The organism is Nakamurella sp. GG22, from assembly GCF_052976845.2.
In genome coordinates, this window is sequence record NZ_JBRIIO020000022.1 from 50,137 (window position 1) to 76,887 (window position 26,751).

A 26,751-nucleotide genomic window follows, 5' to 3' on the forward strand; every position below is an offset into this window, starting at 1 on the left:
ATCGCCCTGACCGCCAACTGTTCCTTCCCGCACCAGGCGGATATCACCGCTCCACTTCGTTTCACCCGCTGATGAACCCGCGATCCTGCGTGGCTGACGCGCGCCCGAAAACTTTCGAGGACAGGAGAACCACATGGCAACAACGTCGGGAGTCACGGGGCAACCCGTGACGAGTTTGGTGCCGGCCCGGATGGACCGGTTGCCGTGGACGAGATTCCACTGGTCGGTGGTGGTCGGGCTCGGGGTGTCGTGGATCCTCGACGGTCTCGAGGTGCAACTCGTCTCGGTGGGCGGGTTCGCCGGCACCTTCAACATGACCTCCGCCGAGATCGGTTTCACCGGCACGATCTACCTCGTCGGCCAGGTCGTCGGCGCGCTGTACTTCGGTCGATTGACCGACAAGCTCGGCCGGAAAAAGCTCTTCATCCTCACGCTGGCGATCTATCTGGGGGGCAGCGGGATCGCCGGCCTGTCGCCCAACGTGTGGTTCCTGTGGTTCTTCCGGTTCGTCGCCGGTCTCGGTATCGGCGGCGAGTACACCGCGATCAATTCCGCGATCGACGAGCTGATCCCGTCCCGCTACCGCGGTCGGGTGGACATCGCCGTCAACGGAACCTACTGGGCAGGTGCGGCTCTCGGTGCGACCGCCAATCTGTGGTTGACCGACCCGGCCTTCATTCCGCAGGACCTCGGCTGGCGCATCGCATTCTTCATCGGACCGGTGCTGGGTCTGGTCATCATCTACCTGCGCCGGCACATCCCGGAGAGCCCCCGCTGGCTGCTCACACACGGCAGGGCCGATGAGGCGAACCGGACCGTCGACGAAATCGAGGCCAGGGTCAGGGCTGAAGGGCGCGAATTGCCCGATGTGCCGGAGAGCAAGGCGATCTCGGTGGTCGAGAAGCCGCCGGTCCCGTTCAAACAGCTGATCGGGATCTTCGTGAAGGTGTACCCGAAGCGCACCATTCTCGGCTTCACCATGATGGTCACCCAGTCCTTCCTCTACAACGCGATCTTCTTCACCTACGCGCTCGTGTTGGAGAACTTCTACGACATCCCCAAAGAGAACACGGGTTACTACTTCTTCCCGTTCGCCATCGGCAACCTTCTGGGACCGCTCATTCTCGGGCCCCTGTTCGACACCATCGGGCGCCGGAAGATGATCTTCTCGACCTACGGGCTGGCGGGCCTCGTGCTCGCCGTGTCGGCGGCGCTCTTCCAGGCCGACGCGCTGACGGCGACCACCCAGGTGGTGTTCTGGTGTGTCTCGTTCTTCTTCGCCTCCGCGGGCGCATCGGCGGCCTACCTCACCGTGTCGGAGATCTTCCCGCTCGAATTGCGCGGGCAGGCCATCTCGTACTTCTTCGCAGTCGCGCAGGCGGCCCGGAGCGCTTGCCCCGGTCATCTACGGCGCGATGATCGGTGAGGGCACGGATCGTGGGCCGTTGACCGTGGGCTACTACTTCGGCGCCGCCCTGATGCTGATCGGCGGGATCGTCGCTTTGATCTTCGGTATCAACGCCGAACGACAATCACTGGAGGACATCGCCGATCCGTTGTCCAAGGTCGGATCCGCGTCTGATACGCGGACGACGGCGAGCGGTGAGCAGCAGTGACGGCGGCGCCCACGGCCGAGGAGTTCGCGTCCGAGATCGACCCGGACCAGTACGTCGTCGTTGTCGGCGTGAGCGCCAGCAGCGGCTCCCCCACCGCGCTGCGGTGGGCCGTGGACGAAGCTCGTGAATACGGCGGCCGACTGATCGCGGTCCGGGCCTGGCGGCCACCGCCGCCGCCCGCCTCTTCCGCCGGCCGTCCATCGGTCTTCACCTTTGACGCGGAACAGCTGTACGCCGACGCCCAGGATCAGCTCGGGCGCGATGTGCGGTCGGTGCTGGGACCGGATGCGGAGGTGGAGTGCCGGGTGGTGCACGGCGGCCGGCGGAAGGTGCTGCTGGCCGCCGCCCGGGTGGCCGACCTGCTCGTGATCGACGCGCCGCAACGTACGGACCTGTCCAGCGGGCCGCTGTTCGCCCGCCGGCTGGTTTACCGGGCGGGGTGCCCGGTGGTGATCATGCCGCCGGCGATCAGCGAGCTGCCCGACACCGCGGTGGTGGCGGCAGGGAAGCGGATCGGCCGCGGCCTGCTGACTGCCGCCGGTACCGCGGGAAGACCGGGGGTCCGCGTCCCCATCACATCTGACGTCGACGGGAACTGACCCGCACGCACAAGAGCTGGTCCGGCATACTGCCGGACCAGCTCTGTGGGCTTTCGATCAGTGGTGCGCGGGCCTGCGGTGGTACTCGAACACCAGGCCGCAGACAGCGAACAGCAGGAAGCCGACACCGATGGTCACCAGCCACCAGAGCAGGTAGGCAAGCGCAAAGGCGGTCGTTGCCGTGGCGAGCGCGCACGCGAACGGCCAGTAGGAGCCGGGTGAGAAGAAGCCGATGTCGCCTGCGCCGTCGGATACCTCGGCGTCGTCGTTGTCCTCCGGTCGGGGCTCGTCGAGCCGCCGGGAGACGAAACGCAGGAAGGTGCCGACGATCAGGGTTAAACCGGCGGTCAGGAACAGCGCCGTGATGCCCACCGGTTCGTTCGGTGACAGAAACAGGTACACGACGGCGGCGAGCAGGAAGAAGGCGGTGAGCGCGAGGAAGATCCAGGTCTCGACCTGCATCCCGCGCTGGGCTGCGACCGGCTTCTCCGGCAGCGTCTGCTGGTCGCCGGTGCTGCCGGAGTCGTGACGGGGAGCCATCAGTTGCCTCCTGAACTGGCCGACCCAGTGGGTTCGGACGGTCCCTTGTTGAGCCGGTCAGGGTTCAACGGGTAGGTGGTGGTGGCCAGCGGTGCGCACAGCTCGCCACAGGACGGGTCCGCGGTCCCGACGGCACGCAGGGCGTCGGCGGCCGAGAACGGCTGCCCCGTCACCGGATTCGTCTGCTGGCGCAGATCGAGGTAGGCGTTGTAGATGTTCTCCGGCACCGCCCGAACCTCGAACTGCATTGCGCTGTGGTAGGTCCCGCACAACTCGGCGCAACGACCGACGAATGCGCCTGTGGTGTCGATGGTGTTCTGGAAGATGTTGTTCGACTGGTTCGCCGCCGGATCCGGGAAGACGTCCCGCTTGAACAGGAAGTCGATCGTCCAGAACGAGTGGATGACGTCCTTGGACTCCAGTTGGTACTGGATCAGCTTGTTCACGGGCAGGACGAGGATCGGGATCTCCTCGCTGGTGCCGATGGTGTGCACCTCGCCGCCACCGGGCACCTCGGTACCCGGGTAGCCGAAGTCCCAGTTCCATTTGAACGCGGTGACATCGACGACGACATCGGGATCTGCCTTCGTCTCGATCGCGAAGTTCTCTGTGGTGACGGTGAAGTAGAACAGCACGCCGACCATCAGGAAAGGCACCGCGGTGTAGATGAGTTCGAGGGGGAGATTCTCTTTGGTCTGCTTCGGATACAGCGGACCGTTCTTGCGCTTGCGGTAGACGATGAACGCCCAGAACATCAGGCCCCAGACACCGGCGCCGACAAGCAGTGCGGCCGTGAACGAACCGGACCAGAACTCCCGCATGCGATGGGCCTGCGGGGTGATGCCATCCGGCCAGCCGTAGTTGGGCAGGTCTGCGACGGAACAGCCGCTGATCAGCACCAAGGCCAGGCCCAGCAGTCCGGCCAGCGTCAACCGCCGTCGTGCGCGAGACCGTGTCACGTGCGCCCTTTCTCTCGCCTGCGTACCGCTGTCATGCAAAGGGCAGGGCCCGATGACCGCGGCACCTGTCCCCGACTCCGGAAGATTACCTCGCCGGGTGGCGGCGCACCCGGCCGGGGCCCGGCAATTTCTACAGAACGTCGGTGTTCACCCTGATGCCACCGACGGCGTGAACAGCGGGTCGCGCGGCCGAGCGGGCCGGTGGACCGGCGATACTGGCTGTCGTTGACGGCAGGGCGGTCGTGGAAGGTCAGGACAGCCGGCGAACAGTTCCGGGTTCGGGACAGGATGGTGGGCACCTCGTGTGCGGATTGATGGGTTTCGTCTCGGCAACGGGACAGGCGGAGTCGCGGGTCGACGCGATCGCGGCCGGCATGGTGTGTGCGCGGCACCGCGGCCCGGACGAGTCCGGAACCTGGAGCGACGGCGACGTCGTCTTCGGCTTCAACCGGCTCTCGATCATCGACATCGAACACTCGCACCAACCGCTGCGGTGGGGCCCGCCGGAATCACCCGACCGCTATGCACTGGTCTTCAACGGCGAGATCTACAACTACATCGAACTGCGGGAGGAACTGGCCACGCAGCACGGTGCCCGGTTCCGCACCGAGGGCGACGGCGAGGCGATCGTCGCCGCCTTCCACCACTGGGGCCCGGAGGCCGTCGCACGGCTGCGCGGGATGTTCGCCTTTCTCATCTGGGACACCCAGGACCGCGTGCTGTTCGCGGCTCGTGACCCGTTCGGGATCAAGCCGCTGTTCGTCGCGCAGACACCGGACGGCGTCGGCTTCGCCTCCGAGGCCAAGGGACTGCGCGAGCTGACCGGCCGGGCCCGGGTGAATGTGCCGGCGCTGCAGCACTACCTCGTCCTGCAGTACGTCCCCGAGCCGGCCACCATGGATTCGGCCATCCGGAAGATCGAGTCCGGCACCCATGTGACGGTGCGCCCCGGCCGGCCGATGGTCAACAAGCGGTACTTCCACCCGGTCTTCGCCGGGCGTCCGGCGATCTCCGACGCCGAGCGGTCCGCGCTGTACCAGCGGATCGCGGCCGTGATGGACGACTCGGTCGCCAAGCACATGCGCGCGGACGTGACGGTCGGCGCCTTCCTGTCCGGTGGCATCGACTCGACCGCGATCGCCGCGCTGGCCAAGCGCTACAACCCCGACCTGATCACCTTCACCACCGGCTTCGAGCGCGAGGGTTTCTCCGAGGTCGACGTCGCCGCCGAGTCGGCGGCCGCGATCGGTGTCCGGCATGTCATCCGGACGGTCTCCGAGCAGGAATTGACCCAGACGCTGCCGCTGATCATCTGGTATCTGGACGACCCGGTGGCCGACCCAGCCCTGGTACCGCTGTACTTCGTCGCCAACGAGGCGCGCAAGCACGTCAAGGTGGTGCTGTCCGGTGAGGGGGCCGACGAACTGTTCGGCGGGTACAACATCTACCGCGAGCCGTCCAGCCTGCGCGGGATCACCGGATTGCCGGACGGGATGCGGAAGGGGCTGGCGGCGGTCGGACGTGCTCTGCCGCAGGGCTTCCGGGGCCAGGACATGTTGCGCCGCGGCTCCCTCGAACTGGAGGACCGGTATTACGGCAACGCGCGGATCTTCCGCGAGGAGCAGCTCGCCGGACTGCTCAAGACCTACGATCCGCAGCGCTCCTTCCGGGACGTGACCGACCCGGTCTACGCGCTCAGCAAGGAAACCGATCCCATCGCCCGCATGCAGCACGTCGACCTGTTCACCTGGCTGCGCGGCGACATCCTGGTCAAGGCCGACAAGATGACGATGGCGAACTCGCTGGAGCTGCGCGTGCCGTTCCTGGACACCGAGGTGTTCGAGGTGGCCAGGACGGTGCCGGCCGACCAGAAGGTCACCAAGCAGACCACCAAGCTCGCGCTGCGCAGGGCGATGGAGCTGATCGTGCCGCCGCACGTGCTGCACCGCCGCAAGTTGGGTTTCCCGGTGCCGATCCGGCACTTCCTGGCCGGCGACTCCTACGAATGGGCACGCAACATCATCACGACCGCGCACACCGACGAGTACCTCGACCCGGCGGCGGTGCTGGCCATGCTGGACGCGCACCGGTCCGGCGAAGCGGACCACTCCAGGCGGATCTGGACCATCCTGGTCTTCCAGCTGTGGCACGAGATCTTCGTGACCGGCGCGGTCACGCCGGTCGTGCCGGAACCGGCCTATCCCGTCCGGCTGTAGATCAGCGGCCGGCGGTCACCAGCCGACGGCGTGCGTGATCTCGGCCGCGGCGTCCTCGCCGTAGGCGTCGGCCAGCCGCACCCGGGCGACGTCCGAGTCGAGTTGGTACTCCTGGGTTCCGACGGTCTCCAGGGTGAGGGTGGCCATCAGCGATCCGAGCTGGGCCGAGCGTTCCAGCGAGAGGTTCAGCGCGCTGCCGGCCAGGAACCCGGCCCGGAAGGCGTCACCCACGCCGGTCGGGTCGGTCTTCGACTTCTCCGGAAGGGCATGCACCGCCAGCCGGCTGCCGTCCGCGGCGATGATCTCGACGCCCTTGGACCCCAGGGTGGTCACCCGGAAGCCCACCGCCTCGCTGATCTTCTCCTCCGACCATCCCGTCTTCGAACGGAGCAGGCCGAGCTCGTAGTCGTTGGTGAACAGCATGCTGGCGCCGGTCACCAGCGACGCGACCTCGGGACCGTCCATCCTGGCCAACTGCTGCGACGGGTCGGCGGCGAACCGGTAGCCGCGTTCGCGGCATTCCTCGGAGTGCCGGACCATCGCCTCGGGATCGTCGGCGGCGATCACCACCAGGTCCAACCCGCCGTAGGCCCGGGCGATCGGCTCCAGCTCGATCTCGCGGGCGCGGGCCATGGCGCCGGCATAGAACGAGGCGATCTGGTTCATGTCGTTGTCGGTGGTGCAGACGAAACGCGCGGTCTGCACGTCGTCACACAGGTGCACCTTCGAGGTGTCCACGCCGTGCCGGGACAGCCAGCTCTGGTAGTCGGCGAAGTCGACGCCCGCCGCGCCGACCAGCACCGGGCGCAGCCCCAGCTTGGCCATCCCGAAACAGATGTTCGGTGCGACTCCCCCGCGTCGGACGACCAGATCGTCGACCAGGAAGGAGAGCGAGACCCGGTGCAACTGGTCCGGCAGCAACGAGTCCTGGAACCTGCCGGGGAAGTGCATCAGGTGATCGGTTGCGATGGATCCGGAGACGGCGATCGGCATGTCGAGGCTCTCTTCGCTCTGTTTCGGGGCCGGGGTGAACCCTACCGGCCCTCGTACGGATCCCGGACACCACGAAACCCCCGGCAGTTCACCGGGGGTTTCGTGGGCGATCGGACGATCAGTGGAAGGAGTCTCCACAGGCGCAGGAGTTCTGCGCGTTGGGGTTGTCGATGGTGAAGCCCTGCTTCTCGATGGTGTCGACGAAATCGATGACGGCCCCGTCGAGGTACGGCTTGGACATCCGGTCGACCGCGAGCCCGATGCCGTCGAACGTGACGAGCGCGTCGCCGTCGAGGCTGCGGTCGTCGAAGAACAGCTCGTACCGCAAGCCGGAGCAACCGCCCGGCTGGACAGCGATCCGGAGCACCATGTCGCTGCTGCCGTCACGCTCCAGCAGGGCCTTGGCCTTCGCGGCGGCCGTTTCCGACAGCGTCACGCCGTGCGCCGGCGCCTGGACCTCGGTGGCGCTGGCGGTGTCAGCAACGCTCATCTGTTACTCCCTGTATGAGGTGGGGCCGTGTGCGGCCGCTGGATTGTCGGACTCTGTCTGACCGGGTGGCGAAGACCATGCCGGAATCGGTTCGGCGACCACTCCTCTTCGATGATGCCATGCGCAACGCTCAGTGGGGAGTACCCGCAGCCCGACGTGACAAAGAACCTGCCCGCCGGGGGCGATATTCCGACCCGCGGATGCCGCTTCGGGCTGCTCGGCCGGCCTTCCCCTGTCCTCTAGGCTGCGACTGTGAGTTTCCTGCGCCGCAAACCCGCTGACGACACCGAGCAACCGACCGAGGTGACCGCTCCTGACGAGGAGGCCGCCCCGACGGCGGGAAAGGGCCGTCCGACCCCGAAGCGGCGGGAGGCCGAGGGTCGGCGCGGCCCGGTGCCGCCGCCGCCGATGACGCAGCGGGAAGCCATCAAACGCTCCAAGGTCCAGGGCAAGAGCCTGACCAAGGAAGAGAAGCGGGCGCTGGCGAGGGTCAACCGCGAACGCATGATGAGCGGCGACGACAAGTACGTCCTGCCACGGGACAAGGGCAAGGTAAGGGCCTACGTCCGGGACCTGGTGGACACCCGGCGCAACGTGGCGGGGATCCTGCTGCCGATCGCTGTGCTCTCGTTCGTCATCCTGTTGATCCCGTTGCCGATCCTGCAGACCTACGGTCCGCTGGTCCTACTGGTGGCCATCTTCGCCGCCATCATCGACTCGGTCATCTTCGGGCGTCAGCTGGCCGCCAAGGTGCGGCAGAAGTTCCCGAACGGTGACAACTCAGGACTGTCGACCAAGGGCGGGTCCCTCGGTTTCTATGCCTTCAACCGCGCCTGCCTGATCCGCCGCTGGCGGGTGCCGCGTCCGCGCGTCGGGCCCGGCGACGTGATCGACTGACAGCGGGGTCGGATGGACGACGATCTGCAGCGGGCGGCCGCAGCGAACGCCGACGCGGTGGTCAGGCGGTTCTTCAACGCCGAAGGTCGGCTGACGACGCTGCCGGCCAAGCAGTCCCGGCAACTCGCCGTCTACGACCTGATCGCCCAGCGCTTCATCCCCGGCGTCCGCTATACCGAGGTCGAGGTCAACCGCGAGCTGATGGCGATCTACGACGACTACGTCACGCTGCGCAGGGGGCTGATCGACTTCGGCCTGATGGACCGGTCTGACGGGCAGTACTGGCGAAGCGGGGGTTCGGTCCCGATCGGCGTCGGTGGGACGGGTGCCTCCGCAATGACCGGGGCCATCACGGGGGGCAGCATGTCGACGATCCGGGCGGCACCGTCCCCGCGCGGGGCGGCACGCCGGGAGGCCATCCTCACCGCGGCCGCCCAGCTCTTCGCCGAGAGCGGTTACGCGGCAGTCGGAATGGACGACATCGGCGCCGCGGCGGGAGTCACCGGGCCTGCCATCTACCGGCATTTCGGCGCCAAGGCCTCGGTCCTGACGGCGGTCTTCGGCAGGGTGATCGACGCCGTCACCACCGAGCCCGACGGGGATCTCGCCGGGGAAGCCGACGACGACCCGCAGATGTTGCTGCGCAGGCTGATCCACACCTACGCGATCGCCGTGTCGGGACGCCGGCGTCTGATGGCCGTGTTCATCCGCGAGGTGCATCACCTGCCGTCGGATGATCGCGAGCTGCTGGTGGCGCGGCAACGGGCGCTCGTCGGGCGGTGGCGCACGCTGCTCGAACAGGTGCACCCGGACTGGCACCCGGAACGGATCCGGACAGCGGTCCACGGCGCGTTCGGCATGCTGAACGCCGTGGGGACGTTCCAGTCGCCGTTGTCCGACCAGGAGCTGGCGGGCCAGCTGAGCGCTCTGGCGAGCACCGCGCTCGAGCTGTGAGGCTGGTCCTGGCTGATCAGCCGGCGGGCCGACGAAGTCGCGCGACGGTCCCATCCGCTCCCAGGTCGGCCAACATGCGCAGCCCGAGGTCATGGGACTCGTCGTCGCCGGCGGTGGCCAGCTCCACCGCCTGCTCGTAGCGGTCGCCCAGCCGTTCCCAGCCGCCGGCGGCGGCGCCGGCGTCACCGCGCAGGCCGGACGCCCACGGTTCCGGAACGCCGGCGACGGTGCCGGGATCGAACCCGGCCCGGCGCAGGTACACCCCGATCTCGCCCTGCGCCGCGGTGTTGCCGGACTCGGCAGCCATCTCGAGCGTGCCGAGCACACCGGTCGGCGGCCCCACCAGCGTCCCGGTCAGCCAGCCGATCTCGATCTCGGCCGCCGCCAGCGGTCCGGCGACGAAACTGTCCGCCGCCGCGATCGGGCTGCCCATCGCCTCCAGCAGGATTCGGCGGCACTCCGGCTCGCCGCGCCGGGCCAGCAACCTGGCCAGCATCCCGCGGGCGAACAGCGCCATCACCCCCGGGCTGCCCGGGCTGGCCACCAACTCGCGAAGTACCGCGATGGCGCGGTCCCAGTCCCCCGCGCTCGAGGACACCGCGGCTGACGTCAGGCGCAGTCGGTATTCGCCGGCGGCGAACTCCGTGTCGGCCGCCAGCCGCAGACCGGCCGCCACGTACCGCTCCGCGTCGGCGAGACGGCCTGCCCGGTAGGCACTTCCGGCCGCATTGACGTAGGAGCGGACCCGTGTCTCCGGCCGGACGTCACCTGCCGAAAGCGAAAGCGCCAGTTCCAGATCGTCCGATCCCCGGGCATCGCCCAGTGCCAGGCGCGCACTGCCGAGGTAGCAGAGCGCTTGCGCACGAAGATCGTCCCGGTCGATCCGCCTGCACAATTCCACGGCGCGTGCCGCGTGGTGCAGTGCGTGGATGCTGGGTTGGGCGACGATCCCGGGTGTCACCAGATTGCTGTGGGTTCTCGCCAACTCGGTCAGAGCCACCGCCAGTCGCGCATCGTCGGCGGCGGGCTGGAGCGCTTCCAGCACCTCGACCGCACGGCCGGCGGCCCGTCGTGCAGTCATCGGCCCGCGCGCGAACAGTGCGATCCTGGACAGCACCACCAGCGCGTCCGCCAGGAGCACCATGTCCTGCGATTCCTCGGCGCCGGCGACCGCCGCCTCCGCGCAGGGCAGCGCCGCCTCGTACTCGTTCACGACGTACAACGAGTAGGCCCGTCGGGTCAGCAGCCCGGCCCTGTCGCGCGGGTCGACCCGGTCGGCGAAACGCAGCACCACACGCAGGGTCTCGGCCGCCTGCCGGTGCGCACCGGCACGTTCCGCCGCGGCGGCGGCGACCGGGCCGTACCGCAGGACCGTCTCGATCCGGGCGGCACGCACAGCGTGGTGGACGATGCGGGAGGGCTCGACGTCCGGATGGAGCAGCAGGACGTCCAGCACCACGCGGTTGGCCTGTACCACCTCGCCCGCGGTCAGCGAGGTTTCGACAGCGCGCCGGGCCAGCTCATGCCGGAATGCGACGTGCTGCACACCCCCGCCGATCACACTGGAGCGTTCGGCACCGGAGACGACGTCCGGATCACCATCGGCGATCGCCTCTGCGAGCCATCGTTCCGCGCGTGACGGCACGACGGACAGCCGTTGGACGAATCGCCTGCACACCTCTGGCAGCCTGCCCACCCTGGCGAGCACCGCGTCGCGGACGGTCGCCGGCATCTCGCCGGCCGGAGCCTGCAGAATCTCCGTGACGAAGAACGGATTTCCCCTGGTCACCCGATGGATCTCCTGCGCCTCCGCGGCAGGGACACCCGCAAGCCTGGCGACCGCGAGCACGCTCAAGGGCAGCAGCTCGATCCGCCGCAGTGCCGGGCCGGTGAGCCCGCCGAGTATCCGCCGGAGCGGATGCGTCACGTCGACGTCCTCCGCCCGGTAGGTGAGCATGAGGATGGACCGCACTCCGCTCATCCGACGGGACAGAAACCGGATCGCGTCCAGCGTGACGTCGTCCGCCCAGTGCACGTCCTCGACGACGAGCAGCGTCGGTCGCAGCGCGAGGCAACGCAGCAACGTGCCGAACACGTCGTTGGGACGGTCGTCTGCGGCCAGAACCGGCTCCAACTCGGGAAGCGCGTGCACCATATCGCGGAACGGTCCCAGACTCACGGGCGCGAGCAGGTCGTCGCAGCCGCCAACGGCGATCAGGAAATCTCCTTGAACCGAGTTCGAGAAAGCCTGCACGAGGGAGGACTTCCCGCTGCCTGCCTCCCCCATGACGGTCACGACAGCACCTCGACCCGTGCCCAGTACTGCACGGCCCGTTCGGGACAGCGCAGCAAGATCGCCGCCGCGCTCCAGCAGCGTCGGTCGGGCAGCCGCCTGCCATCCCGGGCCCGCCGTCGCAGCGCGCTGCAGAGGCGGCCGAGCGACGATCCGCGCGCGCAGGGCGGTGGCCTCCGGGCCCGGAGCGACACCCAATTCGGTGCCGAGGATGTGTTCCATCTCGTCGAATCGGCGAAGTGCGGCAGCGCGATCGCCTGCCGTCACCGCGTCGCGCAGCAGTTCGACGTGCGCCTCGAATCGAACGACGTCGATGTCGATTTCCCGGCCGGGTAACAGGGAGACGGCCTGCTCCCGCAGGACGACCGCGTCGGCACTGCCGAGCGCCTGTCTGGCGAAGTGCGCGGCCTTGTGCAGTCGCGGCAGAGCCGCGTCCTGGTCGAGGTCCGGCCACAGGAGGTCGACCACCCGATCGCGGTGCAATCGTGCCCGCGGGGCCAGAACCAGTATCTTCACCAGGGCGACGGCGTCCCGGCGCCGCCATTCTGACGGTTCCACCGCTCTGCCGTCGATGCTCACCGTGAAGCCGGCCATCACACCAACGGCGACGCCCACCGGCCGATTTTACTGCTCCCGACCGTCCCCGGACGCACCAACGGTGCCCAACAGGTCGCGTGCGGTCTCGAGCAGCGTGCGCTGACAGGAGCGCGCCCGGCGGTGCAGTTCGTCCTGCGCTTCCGGCGCCGCGTGTCCCATCGCGATGAGAACGCCGATGGCCTGGTTGATGTCGCTGAAATCGCCGAGGCTGCTGGAGTCTTCCCGTCCGGCCGGACCGGCCGACGGCAGGTGCCCGTCCAGCACGGCCTGACCGTAGAGGGTGAACATCCACCGGGCGTCGTCGGCGAGGTCGCGGAATGCGCCGGATGTCGCGGCGAAGAAGACGACATTGCCGCCCCGGCCGGGCGCTCCCGGCGGAACCAGTGGCAGCCACAGCGAGGCGCGGACATCCGCGCACCCGGCAGCGGTGAGAAACGTGAAGGTGACCGGAGTGCGATCGACCTGCAACGTCATCGACAGGCCGAGATAGGACGGAACGACCGCGAGGAGGTCATCGGTCAGCACACCGAGCACCGCTCCCAGGTCCAGGACCGGGTCGCCGAGCGCCTGGGTCAGGACATCGAGATCGTCAGCGAGTGAAAGTGGGAAGTCCACGGCCTGCCCCCTCGCAGCGCCCGATGCGCTGGATGTGCATGCGCGGAAAGAAGTCGCGAGAGTGTGCGATGACGCTGACGAAGAACCGGAAATCGGGTCGGGACCCAATTTGCCGTTCCTCCGGCGTCATTGACTGTTGACTTTGAATTGATCACCAGGCGGTCGGGCCGTCTTTCGGCTTCGAGCATCATCATTCGATTTCGCGATCCGGACCGTGCCGGCCTGTTTCCCGCACCACTGCGAGAGCGATGTCGGTCACGGAGCGCCGTTGCTCGGTGCTCATCTGCTGTAGGCGTTCGAGTGCGTCCTCGGACGTTCTCCCGTCCCGGAAGCGGAGCACCCCGATCGCCTGGTCGATGAGCGCCCGGTTGTTCAGTCCCGCGTGCAGTTCGTTGGCCAACCTGATGGTCTGCTCGAAAACCTGCGCATGCTGGACCGCCAGAGCGGCCGACACCGCGAAGGTCTCGCCCAATTCCTGCGCCCTGGCGCTGAACGCATTCGACGGGTGCGCATACACGTTCATCGCGCCCAAGATCTTCGTCGGCGTCCGTAATGGGAGCGACAGTGCGCTGTGCACACCCAGTTTCGCTGCCCGCGGTCCGAACTGGGGCCACCGGAGGTCCTGCTCGAGCTGCCCCGACCGCTTTGTCCGGCCGGTCGCCGCGGCGCTGATGCACGGTCCCTCGCCGATGCCGTACTGGATGTTGTCGATCGCCCGGACGAACGGCTCGCTCTTCACGATGAGGTCGGCCCGGTCCAGTTCGAGCAACGTCAGACCCGCCCCGTCCGCTCCCGGGATGGCCCACACGGCGAGTTTGGCGACCTGGGTGAGCATCTTGGTCAGATCCAGCGGCACGGTCGAGAGCTCGGCCAACGCGCTGAGACTCGCGGCGAGAGTGGCTTCCTCTGCCGAGGCCCGACCCCTGTCGGCGGCACGCTCTCTTCGGGCATCGTCATCGGGCCGGTATTCGTCCGCCACCACTGCCCCCTCGATCACACGCGTGAACGTCACGGCATGTCTCCCGAGAGTAGCCCTATTTACCGAAGAAAAAGACTTGTCGGCGCATGATCAATTACCTCCAGCAAACAGGAATGCACGTATCCCGAGCCAGGTCCATCAGGGGAGAACAGTTCACAACGGCGCACGAATGGTCTCGCTGGGTGACGGGGACGAAGGGGGCGATGGGCCGTTGGGCCGGCCCGTCCCTAGGCTTGCTCACGACGACAGCTGTCATGGTGGACGGAGTGAACGTATGACAGAGGCGCCGCGTCCGGGACCGCCACCACGACTCCACTTTCGCGGCCCGTCGCCCGCCGTCCGCAAGTTCCTGGGCCACCGAGTCGGCGCGCCGGGGTCCGTGGAACCCTGACGGTGTTCGTCAACGGCAGGCTGTACGAGGGCGCTTCGACCTCACCGGGCTGCGGCGGGCCATCAGTTCGGAATTGGTCTGAGCCGCCGGAACCGGGTCCCGGAACCGTCCGGTCAGGCCTGCCGCGGCACGCACTCCACGTGCGCGAAATCGGCAACCGCCGTGAACCCCAGCCCGCGGTAGACGGCGTTCGCCGGCGGATAATCGGCGTCGGCGAACAGGGTGATCTCGGCTGCCCCGAGCTCGCGCGCCGAATACACGGCCGCAGCGGTCGCGGCCGCCCCGTACCCACGCCGGCGGTGTTCCGGTGGCGTGTACACCGGCGCGATCCGGGCCACACCGTTGCGGACAGCGGAGTGGCCGGCCAGCGCGACGGGTTGCCGGCCGACGCACCACAACACCGTCAACTGACCGCGCTCGGCGTTGCCCAGCACCATCGCGCGGTCCGGCGCGGGCAACCCACGGGCGACGCCGGTCTCCCGGCCGAATTCGTCGAACCAGCGGGCCAGCAGGTCCAGCTCGGCGTCATCGCTGAGGATGGCCGCCCGCGCGGAGCCGGGCACACCGGTCGGTTCGACCAGTGACTCCAACCGATAGAACAGGGTCGACATCCGGGTGCTCCAGCCGGCACCCGTGTGCCGGCTCCAGGATTCGGCCAGCGCCAGCACCGTGGCGCGCCGGCCGCTGAACCCGTCGACGGGTTCGCCCGTCGCTGCGAGGGCGGCCACCAGGGCGTCGAGCACCGCACCGGGCGCGGGCAGGGCCGGATCCAGCACCACCAGCGCAGGGTGCCCCGGGGTCCGCATCGCTGCCAGCCCGACGTCGCCGCCGGCCCGCACCACCACCATCAGCGGTGTGCCGCCCGGGTAAGGCTGCGCCCGGTGACCGGCCAGCACGTGCGACACCATGGTCGCCCCGACCCGGTCCCGCGCGACCAGCGGCGCGATTTCGTCCCCGAACAGCGCCGGGTCAGCGAACACCTCCGCCGTGGGCACCAGGCAACCGGCTCAGAGCGAGAGGTACCGCTTGAGTTCCTGCGGGGTGACCTGCCGGCGGTACGCCTCCCACTCGGCCCGCTTGTTCCGCAGGAAGAAATCGAACACGTGCTCGCCCAGCGCCTCGGCCACCAGTTCGGAGCCCTCCATCACGGCCAGCGCCGATTCCAGCGAGGTCGGCAGCTTCTGGTAGCCCATCGCCCGTCGCTCCACCTCGGACAGCGACCACACGTTGTCCTCGGCGGGGGCCGGCAGTTCGTACTTCTCCCGGATCCCCTTCAGCCCGGCCGCGATGACGACCGTGTACATCAGGTAGGGATTGCACGCAGAGTCGGGAAGCCGGAACTCGAGTCGCTGGCTGGACGCCTTGCCCGGTGAGTAGTTGGGCACCCTGACCAGGGCCGACCGGTTGGCCGTTCCCCAGGACGCCGTGGTGGGAGCCTCGTCACCGACCACCAGCCGCTTGTAGGAATTGACCCACTGGCAGGACACCGCGGTGATCTCCGGGGCGTGCTTGATGACACCGGCCAGGAAGGCCTTCCCGGTGGCCGACAGCTGGAACTCGTCGTCGGGGCTGTGGAACGCGTTGGTCTCACCGTCGAACAGCGAGAAGTGCGTGTGCATCGCCGATCCGGGCTGGTCGACCAGCGGCTTGGGCATGAACGAGGCTTTCACCCCCTGGGTGAGGGCGACCTCCTTGACGACGTACCGGAACGACATGATGTTGTCCGCCATCGTCAGCGCGTCGGCGTACCGCAGGTCGATCTCCTGCTGGCCGGGCGCACCCTCGTGGTGGGAGAACTCGACGGAGATGCCCATCGCCTCGAGCGTCTCGATGGCCCGCCGGCGGAAGTGCGGGGCGGCGTCGTGCGAAGCCTGGTCGAAGAAGCCGCCCTGGTCGGCCGGGACCGGCACCGAACCGTCGTCGGGGAGGTCCTTGAAGAGGAAGAACTCGATCTCGGGGTGCACGTAGCAGGTGAAACCCATCGACGCGGCGTCGCCCATCGCCCGGCGGAGCACATGCCGCGGGTCCGCCCATGACGGCGAGCCGTCCGGCATGGTGATGTCGCAGAACATCCGAGCCGAATACACCCGGCCGCCGTCGGCCTCCCACGGCAGGACCTGGAACGTCGACGGGTCCGGCCGGGCGACCATGTCGGACTCGAACACCCGGGCGAAACCCTCGATGGCGGATCCGTCGAACCCGATGCCCTCGCTGAACGCTCCCTCGAGCTCGGCCGGCGCGACGGCAACCGACTTCAGGAACCCGAGGACGTCGGTGAACCACAGCCGGACGAAGCGAATGTCACGTTCCTCGAGGGTGCGGAGGACGAACTGCTGCTGACGGTCCATGGCATCACCTTATGAGGGGCTTGTTACTCCGCGGTTGCCGCACCCGTGAATCAGCGTCCGCGGAGACCCTTGACGTACCGTGTCCCGATGCCTGAAGCCGTCCCCGTGATCCCTGCCGTCCGAACGACGGCAGCCCTCGCCGGGGCGGTGGAACACGGCCCGGTGGTCACCCCCGATCACGTCCAGCTGTGGTACCCCGACCCGCACCGTGAGCTGTCCGGCGTGCGGCTGGAAGTCGACTGGGTGCTGGGCGACATCGACCCCGAGTACGTCCCGGTGGACGGCGGGTGGACGCTCACTCTCCCGCGGCTGAACGCCTGGCGGCTGGAGTACCAGCTGACCACCCGGGTCGGCGACGAGTACAGCTGGATGTGCGACCCGCTCAATCCCCTGCGGGTGCCCAACCCGTTCGGTGAGAAGTCGGAGATCCGGTTCCCCGACTACCGGGAGCCGAACTGGTTGCTGACCGAGCCCGCTGGACCACTGCGTCCCGTCGCCACCACCGAGGGCCGGCTGGAAACCGCTGTGCCGGTTCAGCTCTGGTCGCCGCCGGGGCTGTCCGCCGACACCACGGCACCGCTGCTGCTGGTGCACGACGGCAGCGACATGGCCGACCGCGGGTCGCTGCTCCGCTGGGCAACCGCCATCTCCCGCGAGCTGCCGATCCGGGTGGCGCTGCTCGACCCGCCCCAGGGACTTCGCGACGACTGGTACGCGGCGAACCCGGACTACGCCGACCACATCGCGGACGTCGTCGTCCCCGCGATCACCGGGCGGGTGCTGACCGGGCCGGTGATCGGCCTCGGGGCGAGCCTGGGCGCGCTGAGCATGCTGGTCATCCAGCGCAGACGGCCGGGATCGATCAGTGCCCTTGCGCTGCAATCCGGTTCGTTCTTCACCCACGCCCTGGACTCCCAGGAGAGCTCTTTCGGCCACTTCGAGCAGATCTGTGCCGCGGTCGAGGGCATCGCGGCCGGCCCGGAACCGGCCGCCGCGCGCGCACCGAGGCCGGTGCCGGTGCTGATGACCTGCGGAGCCATCGAGGAGAACCTGGGGAACAACCTGGAAATGGCGCAGGTGCTGAACCGGCAGGACCACCCGGTCACCTTCCGCACGGTGCCGGAAGCGCACACGATGATCGGCTGGCGCGACGCCTGGTTCCCGGCGCTGGACGAGTTGATCGCGGGGCTGCGATGACCCGCACCGAGTACCACCGGATCGACGCTCCATCGCTCGGCGGCTCCGCCGAGATCGCCGTTCACGGGCACTGGGGACGGCCGGTGATCTGGTTCCCGTCGGAGGCCGGCCAGCCGTGGGACTTCGAGGCGAACGGGATGCTCGATGCCGTCCGCCCCGCGATCGACGACGGCCGGATCACGGTGTTCTGCGTGCCGTCCTTCGACAACTCGTCGTGGTCGGCGTCCTGGATGCCGCTCACCGACCGCGCCCGCAACCACCGGCGCTACGAGGACTGGATCATCTGGCAGGTCGTCCCGTTCATCCGCGACAAGTGCGGCGGTCGGGACGACATCGCAACCTCGGGGCCGTCCATGGGCGCCTTCCACGCGGTGCTGTTCGCCCTGCGCCATCCGCATGTCTTCGCGAGAGCCGTTGCGCTGTCCGGCAACTACGACCCGTGGACGTGGCGGGCCTGGGGGCCGGCCGACGACGAGACGTACTATACGAACCCGATGCAGTTCCTCCCGGGCGCCCACGGCGGCCACCTGGACTACCTGCGCAGCCGGCTCGCCCTGACCCTGGTGGTCGGCAGCGGCATGTGGGAGGACACCACCGGCGCCAACGCCTCGACACGGGCCCTTGCCTCGGTGCTCGCGGACAAGGGCATCCCGCACGAGCTCTACGTGTGGGGCCACGAATGGCCGCACGACTGGCCCAGCTGGCGTGCGCAGGCGGCGATCTACCTTCCGGCGCTCGGCTGATCCGGCCGACGGTGGACCCGGGGTCGCGGCCGTTCTGAGTCCGGGCAAAGATCTCTCCCATGACGGCGCCACGACGAGATTCCGCGACCCACATGATCGGGCTCCTGCTCGGGACAGAGAAGGACTGGCCGATCGCCTTCGAGACGCTGACCAGGCGGCTCGAACCGGTCACCCACCAGGGGATCCCGCACCATGTGCGGACGGAGCGACTGACCATCGAACCATTCGACCTGCGCGCCCCGGTGCGGTCCGACGTGGTCATCGACCGGCTGGCCTGGTGGTACTACCACCCGCGTGAGTGGCTGAAGAAGGCCGCGCTGGTGAACGACACGTACCTGATCAACAACCCGTTCACGTTCCAGGCGATGGAGAAGCACTCCGCGTACTGCGCCATGATGCGGCTCGGTTTCGACATCCCGGAGACCGTGCTGGTGCCGTACAAGAACCCCGTCGACCACGAGAAGTGGGCGTACACCGCGGAGACCTACAACCTGCCGTTCGACCTCGACCAGGTGGCGTCCATGGTCGGCTTCCCGCTGTACATGAAGCCGTTCGACGGCGGCGCCTGGCGGGGCGTCTCCCGAGTGGACGACACGGCGGCGCTGCACGAGGCCTATGACGAGTCCGGCCAGATGCTGATGCACCTGCAGGCCGCCTCGGAGTACGACTCGTTCGCCCGCTCCCTGACCATCGGCCCGGAAACCAAGATCATGCGGTTCCGGCCGGAACTGCCCATGCACGACCGCTACGAGGTGGCGCACAACTTCCTGCCGCCCGAGGCGGGGATGGAGATCCTGACACTGTCCCGCACCATCAACGCGTTCTTCCGCTGGGAGTTCAACTCCTGCGAATCGCTGGTCAGCGGAACCAGTGTCAAGCCGATCGACTACGCCAACGCCTGCCCCGACATCGCCATCACCTCGCTGCACTACTACTTCCCGTGGGCCATCACCCAACTTGTCTCCTGGTCGGTGTTCTGTGCGGTCACCGGCCGCAAGCCGCAGGTCGACACGAACACCAGGGCCTGGTTCGACGTCGCCGACGACCCCGAGCTCAACTGGTCGGACAAGCTCGGCAGGTACGCGCTGATGGCCGACCAGTACTTCGAGGCGGACACCTACCGCGAGTTCTGTTCCACCGCGCTCGCCTCGCTGCCGGAGATCGTCTACGACTGGATCAGCTCCGCAGACTTCGACGGTCTGCTGGTGGACACCGTCAGGGCCACCTATCCGCGGCACGAGCAGGAGAAGTTCCTCGCCCACTTCCGTGGGCTGCTCGGCCTCTGGGTGGCGGACCAGAGCTGACCCGGTCACGGTCGCCCGGGCCGGCTCAGCTGCAGGTGGCGCCGTCAGCCGGCAGCTCGAGCGTGGTGAGGTACGCCGTGCCGATGTCGTCGACGCAGCTGCTGTCGATCCCGAGGTAGGCCGTGTGGTTGGTGCCCTCGACCGTCAGCAGCGACGCATCGAGGGCCTTGGCCAGGTTGACGCCCTCCTGGTAGGGCGTGGCGGGATCCTTGGTCGTTGAGATGACCAGCACCTTCGGGAGACCCTTGATGTCGGGTAGGTGAGGCTCCGAGGTGGGCGGGACGGGCCAGAATGCACAGGGATCCTTGATCGCCCGCGGCGGATCGCCGGACCCGAAGAAAGGTGCTGCAGCCGCATATTTCTCCGCGATGACTTGTGCCTGCGCCGGGTCGAGGAGTCGAGAACCGTCGATGCACTGGATCGCCCCAAAAGCATCCTGCAAATTGGTGTAGCTGCCGTCGGCCGCGCGTCCGTTGTAGAAGTCGGCGAGCGCCATCAGCAATGCTCCGTCGCCGTTGGACAGATCCTGCAACGCCGTTGACAACGTCTCCCACAGGCTCTGGGAGTACAACGCCTGCAGCGAGCCGGTGTTCGCATCACCGAAACTGAGTACGCGGCCGTCGGCCAGCTGTCGTGGCTCGTCAAGCAGCGGGCGGACCAACTCCTGATACGCCTCTGTCGCGCCTTCGGGGTTCGTCCCGAGTGCGCAGCTCTCCTGGTCGGCGCACCAGGCGGCGAAGTCCTCGAACGCTTTTTGGAAGCCCTCAGCCTGCCCGATATCCCTCGCGCCCGGGTCGGCCTTAGGATCGATGGCGCCGTCCAGGATCATCGCGCGGACGTTCTCCGGGAACTGCTCGGCGTAGGCGGTGCCGATGCTGGTGCCGTAGGACCAGCCGATGTAGGTGAGCTTCTCGTCGCCCACCGCGGCCCGCAGCACGTCCAGATCCTTGACCACGTCACGTGTTCCGATGTTTGCCAGCAGCTTGGCGCCGTCGATGCCATGCTCGGTGCCGGACAGTGCGACGCAGCCCTCCGCCAACTTCTTGGCATTGGCATCGGCGGCGTCGACCTCGGCCTGGGTGCGCGTCCGTGGAGTCTTCGCGCGTGCAGCGTCGCGTTGTTCGTCGGTCTGGCAACGGATCTCCGGGGTCGAGTAGGCCACCCCGCGTGGATCGAACCCGACGAAGTCGAAGCGCTTGTTCAGCTGAGCTGCGGGTTTGGAGCCAGCGAGTTGGCCGGCGAACTCCACTCCCGAGCCGCCGGGCCCACCGGGGTTGGTGATGACCGAGCCGATCCGTTGCGCCTGGTCGGTCGCCGGCTTGCGGAGCACCTTGACGCTGATCGTCTCGCCGTCCGGCTCGTCGTACACCAGCGGAACGGTGAGGTCGGCGCACTGCAGCGACGCCGCACGGTAGAACTTGGTCTCCTCGGACGTTGCCAACTCGGCGCACGACCCCCAGTCCAACTGCTGTCCGTAGTACCGCTCGAGTCCGGCCGGGACAGCGGCGGGCGTGTCGGCCGCCGACGGTCCCTGCGCAGAGCCAGACGCCGCCGGCCCTCCGGTGGTCGGACCGGCCGGTCCGGCCGTCACCGCGGTTCCGCTGACGCTGCTGGAACAGCCGACCAGCAACACGGCCAGGACGGCGCCGGTCAGACCTGCGGGGACGGACGCCCGCCGGGGCCGGTGGTGAAGGATGCTGGGCACTGTCCGATCATGCCATCGGGACCTGTCCGGCCCGGTGACGCGAACTGGTGGGACCGACGATGTCGAGAACGGCACGGCCCGTACGACGCAAGGGTGATGGCGGCCCGACCGGGCGGCCCCAGCACACGAGGAGACCAGCCATGCAGTACCTGGCGATGATCAAGTTCGACGAGGCCATGCCGTTCGGCCCGCCACCACCGGCGCTGTTCGAGGCGATGGGTGCGTTCGCCCAGGAGGGCGCGGTCAACGGCACCCTGGTCGAGCAGGCGGGTCTCGGCCCCAGCGAGATGGGGGCGATCGTCTCGCTGGCCGACGGCTCCATCACCGCAACCGACGGGCCGTTCGCGGAGGCCAAGGAACTGATCGGCGGGTACGCGGTGATCGACGTCCGGTCGAAGGCGGAGGCGGTCGAACTGGCCCGAAGACTGATGCAGATTCACCTGGACACCTGGCCCGGATGGGCAGGCAGCTGCGAGGTCCGGCCGATCCTGCGGGAGCCGTCGGACTCCGCTTCGTGACCGGAACGGCCCGCCGCGAGGATTCCGTCGAGGCGATCGAGGCCGTGTGGCGACTGGAATCCACCAGGTTGATCGCCGGCCTCGTCCGCATGGTCAGGGACGTCGCCCTGGCCGAGGACGTCGCCCAGGACGCGCTGGTCGCCGCCCTGGCCCAATGGCCGGAATCCGGTGTACCGAAGAATCCGGCGGCGTGGCTGATGACGATCGCCAAGCGGCGCGCGATCGATCAGTTCCGTCGCGGCGAGCGGCGCGGCAGCATCTATGCGGCAATGGCTCTGGAGGCGGAGGCAGCTCCGGTGACGCCCGACTTCAGTGCCATGGTCGACCATGTCGAGGACGACGTGCTGCGGCTGATGTTCGTGTGCTGCCACCCGGCGCTCACGGTCGACGCGCGCACCACCCTGACCCTCAAGCTGGTCGGCGGGCTCAGCACGCGGGAGATCGCGCGGTCGTTCCTGACCTCGGAGGCGACCGTCGCGCAGCGGGTGGTGCGGGCGAAACGGCAGCTCGCCGCCGCCGGTGCGGCCTTGGAGGAACCCTCCGGCGACGAGCGGGCCGAACGGCTCTCGGCGGTCCTCGCGGTCGTCTACCTGCTCTACAACGAGGGGTACTCGGCCACGATCGGCGGGGACTGGATGCGCCCGGCACTGTGCGACGAGGCCATCAGGCTGGGCCGCATCCTGGCCGCGCTGCTGCCCGGGAACGCCGAGGTGCACGGCTTGTCGGCGCTGATGGAACTGCAGTCCGCGCGGGCGGGGGCGCGCGTCGGTCCGACCGGCGAGCCGGTCCTGCTGCTGGATCAGGACCGCAGCAGGTGGGACGCCGGGCATCTGCGCCGCGGCCTGCGCGCGCTGGCGCTGGCCGAGTCGCCGGTGGGGTCGCCGGGCACACAGGGCACGCCGGGTCCGTACGTCCTCCAGGCGGCGATCGCCGCCTGCCACGCCCGGGCCGCCACCGCCGACGCAACCGACTGGGTCCGGATCGCCGCGCTCTACCGGGATCTCGCCGTGATCACCCGGTCGCCGGTGGTGGAGCTGAACAGGGCCGTCGCACTGGGCATGGCCTACGGTCCCGCCGCCGGCCTGACACTCGCCGACCAGTTGCGCGACCTGCCCGCCATGCGCGGATACCACCTGCTGCCGAGCGTCCGCGCCGACCTGCTCGACCGGCTGGGACGGCACGGTGAGGCGGCAGCGGAGTTCGACCGGGCGGCGTCGATGACCGGCAACGATCGGGAACGCCGCCTGCTGCGGGATCGGGCCGCCCTGGCCGCGACAGCGGCGGCCATCCGGTGAGCCCGCAGACGACCGGCCCGCAGACGCCGGACCGATTCTTCGACGTCGCCACCGGCGGCGACCTGCAGCTGCAACTGCAGATGGCCGGCGCCGACTTCCTGCTGCTGCGGCAGTTCGGGTACCGCGATCCGCACTACCCGGACCGGCCGTTCATCATCCCGCGGGATCCGGCGACGTTCCGGACCGACCTGGCGTCGATTCCCTGGTTCTTCGGTTGGCTGATCCCCGGCCTCGGCACCCACCTGCCGGCGATCCTGGTGCACGACGCGCTGGTGCTCGAGCCGGGCGAGCCGCCCGCGCACGACGGTCCTTCCGTCGACCGGGAGGAGGCCGACCGGATCCTCCGGGACGCCATGGGATGCCTGGGCACGCCGGTGCTGCGGCGCTGGTTGATCTGGACCGGCGTCACGCTGGCGACGGCGGTGACGACCCTGCGGCCGCGCTGGTACTGGGCGCCGGTCGTCGTCGGGACCCTGCTCGCCATCACGATTCTCGGTGTGCTGGCCACCCTCGACCTGTTCGATCTCGGGGTGCGGTTGCCGTGGATGGGAGACCGTCCGTGGTGGCAGGAACTCGTCCTCGGCGCCGTTTTCGCGGTGCTGATCCCGGCGGCGCTGTCGGTGCTGTGGGGCCGATTGCGGCGCGCAGGGGTGATCGCCGGCGTCAGCCTGGCACTGCTCCTGCACGTGACCGCGGCGGTGATCGTCGTCTACGGCGTCTACTGGCTGCTCGAGCGCCTCGTGTCCGCCCGGGAGGGCAGCACCCCCAGCGTGCGCCGCAACCGGCACCGGATGCACCGTCAGCGCAGTTCGCCGGCCAGCTGATCGGGAGCCACCTGGACCGACGGGACGGCCGCCCGCGATTCGTGCAGGGCGAGGGCGGTGACGGCGCCGACCACCAGCGCCGCGCCGACCCATTGGCCGGCCAGCAGGTGCGCGTCGAGGAAGGCGACCCCCACGACGGCGGCCGTCAGCGGGTACGCCAGTTCGGCGAGGGTGGCTCTGGACGCGGCTGTCCGGCGCAGCCCGACGTAGTACAGCCACATCGCCAGCAGTCCCGGGATCAACGCGATCCCGGCCACCGACACCGTGCTCTGCAGATCGGGCACCCACAGTGGCGAGCCGGTGGCCAGCACGATGATCAGGGCGGCGGGCAGGCCGAAGGCGAACCGCAGGGTGGTCAGTTCGACGGCGGTCAGCCGGGTGGCGACCAACCGGCCCAGGACCGTCCCGGCCGCCCACAGGGTGGCCGCACCGAGCGCTAGGAGGGCGACGGCGACCTCGTCGACACCGATGGAGAGCGGATCGGGAAAGGCCAGCAACCAGGCCCCGATCAGGGCCGGCACCGCGAACCAGGCGAAGGACGGGCGGAGCCGTTCGTGCAACAGGATGGCCGCACCGACGATCGCGATCACCGGCTGGAACTTCTGGATGACCGCCGGGGTGACCGGATCGCCGAACCGGAAGGACAGCGTGAACAGCGTGGTGGCGACCGCGGAGGCGCCGACACCGATGGCGATGACGGCGAGCCTGCCGCGCACATCCAACCGGGCGAACGCCCGCAGCGCCCGCGGCAGGAACGGCAGCAGGACCAGCACCAGCACCGCGTGTTCGGCGAAGACGATGGTCGGTGCGGACACCTGACGGGCCAGCGGCAGGCGCAGCAGCGCGTCGGTGCCCCACAGGGCGGCGGCGAGTGCGACGACCCAGGTCAGGTCACGCGCACGGAGGGAGGTCTGGTCGGCGAGTCTCACCTAGCCGTCAGCGCGATCAGCGGTCCCGCCATTCCCGATCTTCGGCGTTCTTCCGCGCCTCCCGCTCCCGGATGATCTCCAGGGCGTTGGCCGCCTCTTCCGCGGTGGGGAACGGGCCGAGCAGATCCTTTGCCTTGCTCTGCCCCTCGCCCTCCACCTGGCCGGTGCTGATGTTGTAGTAGAAGGCCTTTGACTGGCCGATCTCGTCTCCCATGCGTGCAGCGTGCCACCTGCCCCGGCACGGGGCACGGTCAGCCCACCGGACGCACGACGAATCGATGGGTGACCGGATCTGCGGACACCAACCGGACCCGGATCACCGATCCCTCGACCAGGCCCTTGGGGTCGCAATGCGCACGGACGGGTGGTTCGTGCAGCACCACGATCGCCCGTTCCCGCTCCGCCTCGATCTGCAGGACGGTGGCCGTGAATTCCTCGCCCTCCCGGCCGTGCAGGACGAACACCGACACGGCGGCGGAACAGGCCTTCACCAGCTCGGAGGCCTTGCGGTCGGCCGCCGCCATCGCCTTCGGGAGCTCCGGCAGGGCCGCACGTGCCCAGTCCGGCACCGGCTCGCCGGCGTGCAGCGCCAGGCAGACCTCGGTGGTGTAGCGGTCGGCCAGCCGGCGCAGTGGGGCGGTGACGTGCGCGTACGGCGCGCCGACACCGCCGTGCGTGCGGCGGTCCGGCGGCGCACCGTCGAAGGGCGTGTAGCCCGCGCCACGGAGCAGCCGGACGGCGTCCTCCAGGAAGGCGGCGTCCAGCGGTTTCGACCCGTCCAGCGAGGCGATGACGTCGCCGGCGGGCACGTCGTCGGGCCAGCTGATACCCATGGCCGCCGTCTCCGTGCGCAGCGCCCTGACTTGTGCGGCGGACGGCTCCGGGAGCGTCCGGAGCAGGCCGACCCCGCCGCGCAACATCAGCGACGCCGCGCACATACCGGTCAGCAGGCTGATCTCCGCGTTGTACTTCTCGACCGGCAGGACGGCCCGGAGCTCGAGCGTCCAGTGCCCGCCGGTGCCGGTGACGATCTCGGCATCCGGGATGTCAAGACTGATCGCGTGCCGCTCCCGCGCGCGTTGCAGGCGCAGGGCACCGATCTCGGGCAGCAACCCGATCGACGGGTGCAGGGTGCCGGCGCCGGCGTCCGCTTGCACCCCCGGGTAGTCGAGTTGCGCGACGGACCTGACAGCACTGCGCCGGACATCGACATCCGTTGGCTCACCGCGATTGTCGAGCCGGATCGTCCACAACACCGCGGGCCGCTCGCGCCCGGGGAGCAGGCTCGCGGCGCCCTCGGACAGCTGGACGGGATGCAGCGGCGTGTTGCCGTCCGGGCTGTACAGCGTCGCGCCGCGGCGCCACGTCTCGGCCGCGAGCGGTCCGCCCTCGCGGACGAACGACGACACGTCGGCGATCGCGTAGCTGACCAGATAGCCGTCCCCATCGCGCTCGAGATGCACGGCCTGGTCGAGGTCCCGGGAGCCGGGCGGGTCGACGGTGACGAACGGCAGGTCACTCCGGTGACCTTGCAGCGGCGGGTCGGCCGCGGCGGCGGTGGCCTCGGCGACCGCGTCGGCCGGGTATCCGGCCGGGATCCCCAGTTCGCGGCGGACAGCGTCGAAGTCGATGGCGGCAGGCGGGACGACCGTGCGGACGGGCATCACGCCAGGCTAAGCAGTCGGCGACCGGTGCCGCCGCAGCGGCTCACCGGCGTGTGCGACGATTCGTCGCTGTCGACCGCCCCGT

Annotated in this window: 23 protein-coding genes and 1 pseudogene; 11 read left to right on the forward strand and 13 right to left on the reverse strand. The window is 69.0% G+C overall.

The genetic code is table 11. The features are described from left to right. The first annotated feature begins 133 nt into the window (after positions 1-133). Together ACVBEQ_RS20100 and ACVBEQ_RS20105 are read left to right on the forward strand one after the other, a co-directional pair. A pseudogene (locus ACVBEQ_RS20100) lies at positions 134-1,616 on the forward strand (MFS transporter). Further along, a complete protein-coding gene (locus ACVBEQ_RS20105) occupies positions 1,613-2,215 on the forward strand; it encodes a universal stress protein (RefSeq protein WP_447155084.1) in 603 nt (200 codons plus the stop codon). Before ACVBEQ_RS20100 ends, ACVBEQ_RS20105 begins: the two are co-directional and overlap by 4 nt. Before the next feature lie 57 nt (positions 2,216-2,272). Here the strand turns inward: ACVBEQ_RS20105 and ACVBEQ_RS20110 are convergent, their stop codons facing one another. Next, the gene (locus tag ACVBEQ_RS20110) at positions 2,273-2,677 is read right to left on the reverse strand and encodes a cytochrome c oxidase subunit 4 (protein ID WP_447155143.1); all 405 of its coding nucleotides are present in this window, start codon (positions 2,675-2,677) and stop codon (positions 2,273-2,275) included. Between the two features lie 77 nt (positions 2,678-2,754). After that, positions 2,755-3,714, reverse strand: a complete 960-nt coding sequence (gene ctaC / locus ACVBEQ_RS20115) for an aa3-type cytochrome oxidase subunit II (protein WP_447155085.1) — start codon at positions 3,712-3,714, stop codon at positions 2,755-2,757. A 302-nt stretch (positions 3,715-4,016) separates the two neighbouring features. Here ctaC and asnB point away from each other — a divergent pair, with 302 nt between their 5' ends. Continuing rightward, entirely contained in the window at positions 4,017-5,930 is a 1,914-nt protein-coding gene (asnB, locus tag ACVBEQ_RS20120) for an asparagine synthase (glutamine-hydrolyzing) (RefSeq protein WP_447155086.1), read from the forward strand. Between the two features lie 15 nt (positions 5,931-5,945). Here asnB and ACVBEQ_RS20125 read toward each other — a convergent pair whose 3' ends face one another. Together ACVBEQ_RS20125 and ACVBEQ_RS20130 are read right to left on the reverse strand one after the other, a co-directional pair. Further along, on the reverse strand, positions 5,946-6,923 hold the full coding sequence (locus tag ACVBEQ_RS20125; RefSeq protein WP_447155087.1) for a carbohydrate kinase family protein: 978 nt from the start codon (positions 6,921-6,923) through the stop codon (positions 5,946-5,948). 118 nt (positions 6,924-7,041) lie between these two features. Next, positions 7,042-7,413 (reverse strand): HesB/IscA family protein, encoded by a 372-nt coding sequence (locus ACVBEQ_RS20130; RefSeq protein WP_447155088.1) that lies wholly within the window; start codon positions 7,411-7,413, stop codon positions 7,042-7,044. Positions 7,414-7,665: 252 nt separating this feature from the next. Between ACVBEQ_RS20130 and ACVBEQ_RS20135 the strand changes: the two genes are divergently transcribed. Both ACVBEQ_RS20135 and ACVBEQ_RS20140 read left to right on the forward strand, forming a co-directional pair. Then, entirely contained in the window at positions 7,666-8,310 is a 645-nt protein-coding gene (locus ACVBEQ_RS20135) for a DUF3043 domain-containing protein (protein ID WP_447155089.1), read from the forward strand. Positions 8,311-8,322: 12 nt separating this feature from the next. Then, positions 8,323-9,264 (forward strand): DUF2087 domain-containing protein, encoded by a 942-nt coding sequence (locus tag ACVBEQ_RS20140; RefSeq protein WP_447155090.1) that lies wholly within the window; start codon positions 8,323-8,325, stop codon positions 9,262-9,264. A gap of 16 nt (positions 9,265-9,280) precedes the next feature. Here the strand turns inward: ACVBEQ_RS20140 and ACVBEQ_RS20145 are convergent, their stop codons facing one another. From ACVBEQ_RS20145 to glnA, 5 genes are all read right to left on the reverse strand, one after another. Next, positions 9,281-12,172 (reverse strand): ATP-binding protein, encoded by a 2,892-nt coding sequence (locus tag ACVBEQ_RS20145; protein ID WP_447155091.1) that lies wholly within the window; start codon positions 12,170-12,172, stop codon positions 9,281-9,283. Positions 12,173-12,181: 9 nt separating this feature from the next. Continuing rightward, the gene (locus tag ACVBEQ_RS20150) at positions 12,182-12,769 is read right to left on the reverse strand and encodes an ANTAR domain-containing protein (RefSeq protein ID WP_447155092.1); all 588 of its coding nucleotides are present in this window, start codon (positions 12,767-12,769) and stop codon (positions 12,182-12,184) included. A 190-nt stretch (positions 12,770-12,959) separates the two neighbouring features. Next, complete coding sequence (locus tag ACVBEQ_RS20155) at positions 12,960-13,781, reverse strand: GAF and ANTAR domain-containing protein (RefSeq protein WP_447155093.1); 822 nt, start codon at positions 13,779-13,781, stop codon at positions 12,960-12,962. Positions 13,782-14,252: 471 nt separating this feature from the next. Next, positions 14,253-15,134: a GNAT family N-acetyltransferase gene (locus tag ACVBEQ_RS20160; protein ID WP_447155094.1), complete on the reverse strand. Its 882-nt coding sequence runs from the start codon at positions 15,132-15,134 to the stop codon at positions 14,253-14,255. Between the two features lie 12 nt (positions 15,135-15,146). Beyond that, complete coding sequence (gene glnA, locus ACVBEQ_RS20165; protein ID WP_447155095.1) at positions 15,147-16,487, reverse strand: type I glutamate--ammonia ligase; 1,341 nt, start codon at positions 16,485-16,487, stop codon at positions 15,147-15,149. Positions 16,488-16,574: 87 nt separating this feature from the next. On the opposite strand from glnA, the gene ACVBEQ_RS20170 reads away from it, so the two are divergent. Genes ACVBEQ_RS20170 through ACVBEQ_RS20180 form a run of 3 tightly spaced genes read left to right on the forward strand, consistent with a single transcriptional unit; the run spans position 16,575 to position 19,731 of the window. Then, complete coding sequence (locus ACVBEQ_RS20170) at positions 16,575-17,684, forward strand: alpha/beta hydrolase (protein ID WP_447155096.1); 1,110 nt, start codon at positions 16,575-16,577, stop codon at positions 17,682-17,684. Beyond that, a complete protein-coding gene (locus tag ACVBEQ_RS20175) occupies positions 17,681-18,427 on the forward strand; it encodes an esterase family protein (RefSeq protein WP_447155097.1) in 747 nt (248 codons plus the stop codon). The genes ACVBEQ_RS20170 and ACVBEQ_RS20175 overlap by 4 nt, the downstream gene beginning before the upstream one ends. A 59-nt stretch (positions 18,428-18,486) precedes the next feature. Continuing rightward, on the forward strand, positions 18,487-19,731 hold the full coding sequence (locus tag ACVBEQ_RS20180) for an ATP-grasp domain-containing protein (RefSeq protein ID WP_447155098.1): 1,245 nt from the start codon (positions 18,487-18,489) through the stop codon (positions 19,729-19,731). Positions 19,732-19,756: 25 nt separating this feature from the next. Here ACVBEQ_RS20180 and ACVBEQ_RS20185 read toward each other — a convergent pair whose 3' ends face one another. Next, positions 19,757-21,436 carry an alpha/beta hydrolase gene (locus tag ACVBEQ_RS20185; protein ID WP_447155099.1) on the reverse strand — a complete coding sequence of 560 codons (1,680 nt, stop codon included), beginning with the start codon at positions 21,434-21,436 and terminating at the stop codon, positions 19,757-19,759. A gap of 140 nt (positions 21,437-21,576) precedes the next feature. Between ACVBEQ_RS20185 and ACVBEQ_RS20190 the strand changes: the two genes are divergently transcribed. The 3 genes from ACVBEQ_RS20190 to ACVBEQ_RS20200 are packed head-to-tail and all read left to right on the forward strand — an operon-like array spanning position 21,577 to position 24,073. Continuing rightward, positions 21,577-21,954: a YciI family protein gene (locus ACVBEQ_RS20190; RefSeq protein WP_447155100.1), complete on the forward strand. Its 378-nt coding sequence runs from the start codon at positions 21,577-21,579 to the stop codon at positions 21,952-21,954. Beyond that, the gene (locus ACVBEQ_RS20195; RefSeq protein WP_447155101.1) at positions 21,951-23,249 is read left to right on the forward strand and encodes an RNA polymerase sigma factor; all 1,299 of its coding nucleotides are present in this window, start codon (positions 21,951-21,953) and stop codon (positions 23,247-23,249) included. The genes ACVBEQ_RS20190 and ACVBEQ_RS20195 overlap by 4 nt, the downstream gene beginning before the upstream one ends. Next, positions 23,246-24,073, forward strand: a complete 828-nt coding sequence (locus tag ACVBEQ_RS20200; RefSeq protein ID WP_447155102.1) for a DUF1353 domain-containing protein — start codon at positions 23,246-23,248, stop codon at positions 24,071-24,073. Before ACVBEQ_RS20195 ends, ACVBEQ_RS20200 begins: the two co-directional genes overlap by 4 nt. On the opposite strand, the gene ACVBEQ_RS20205 is transcribed toward ACVBEQ_RS20200, so the two are convergent. From ACVBEQ_RS20205 to ACVBEQ_RS20215, 3 genes are read right to left on the reverse strand one after another with little or no spacing between them, the layout of a single operon-like run. Then, complete coding sequence (locus ACVBEQ_RS20205) at positions 24,049-25,002, reverse strand: DMT family transporter (protein WP_447155103.1); 954 nt, start codon at positions 25,000-25,002, stop codon at positions 24,049-24,051. The genes ACVBEQ_RS20200 and ACVBEQ_RS20205 overlap by 25 nt on opposite strands. Positions 25,003-25,018: 16 nt before the next feature. Beyond that, on the reverse strand, positions 25,019-25,216 hold the full coding sequence (locus ACVBEQ_RS20210; RefSeq protein ID WP_447155104.1) for a hypothetical protein: 198 nt from the start codon (positions 25,214-25,216) through the stop codon (positions 25,019-25,021). Positions 25,217-25,253: 37 nt separating this feature from the next. Further along, complete coding sequence (locus ACVBEQ_RS20215; protein WP_447155105.1) at positions 25,254-26,666, reverse strand: RNB domain-containing ribonuclease; 1,413 nt, start codon at positions 26,664-26,666, stop codon at positions 25,254-25,256. Positions 26,667-26,751: the final 85 nt, after the last annotated feature.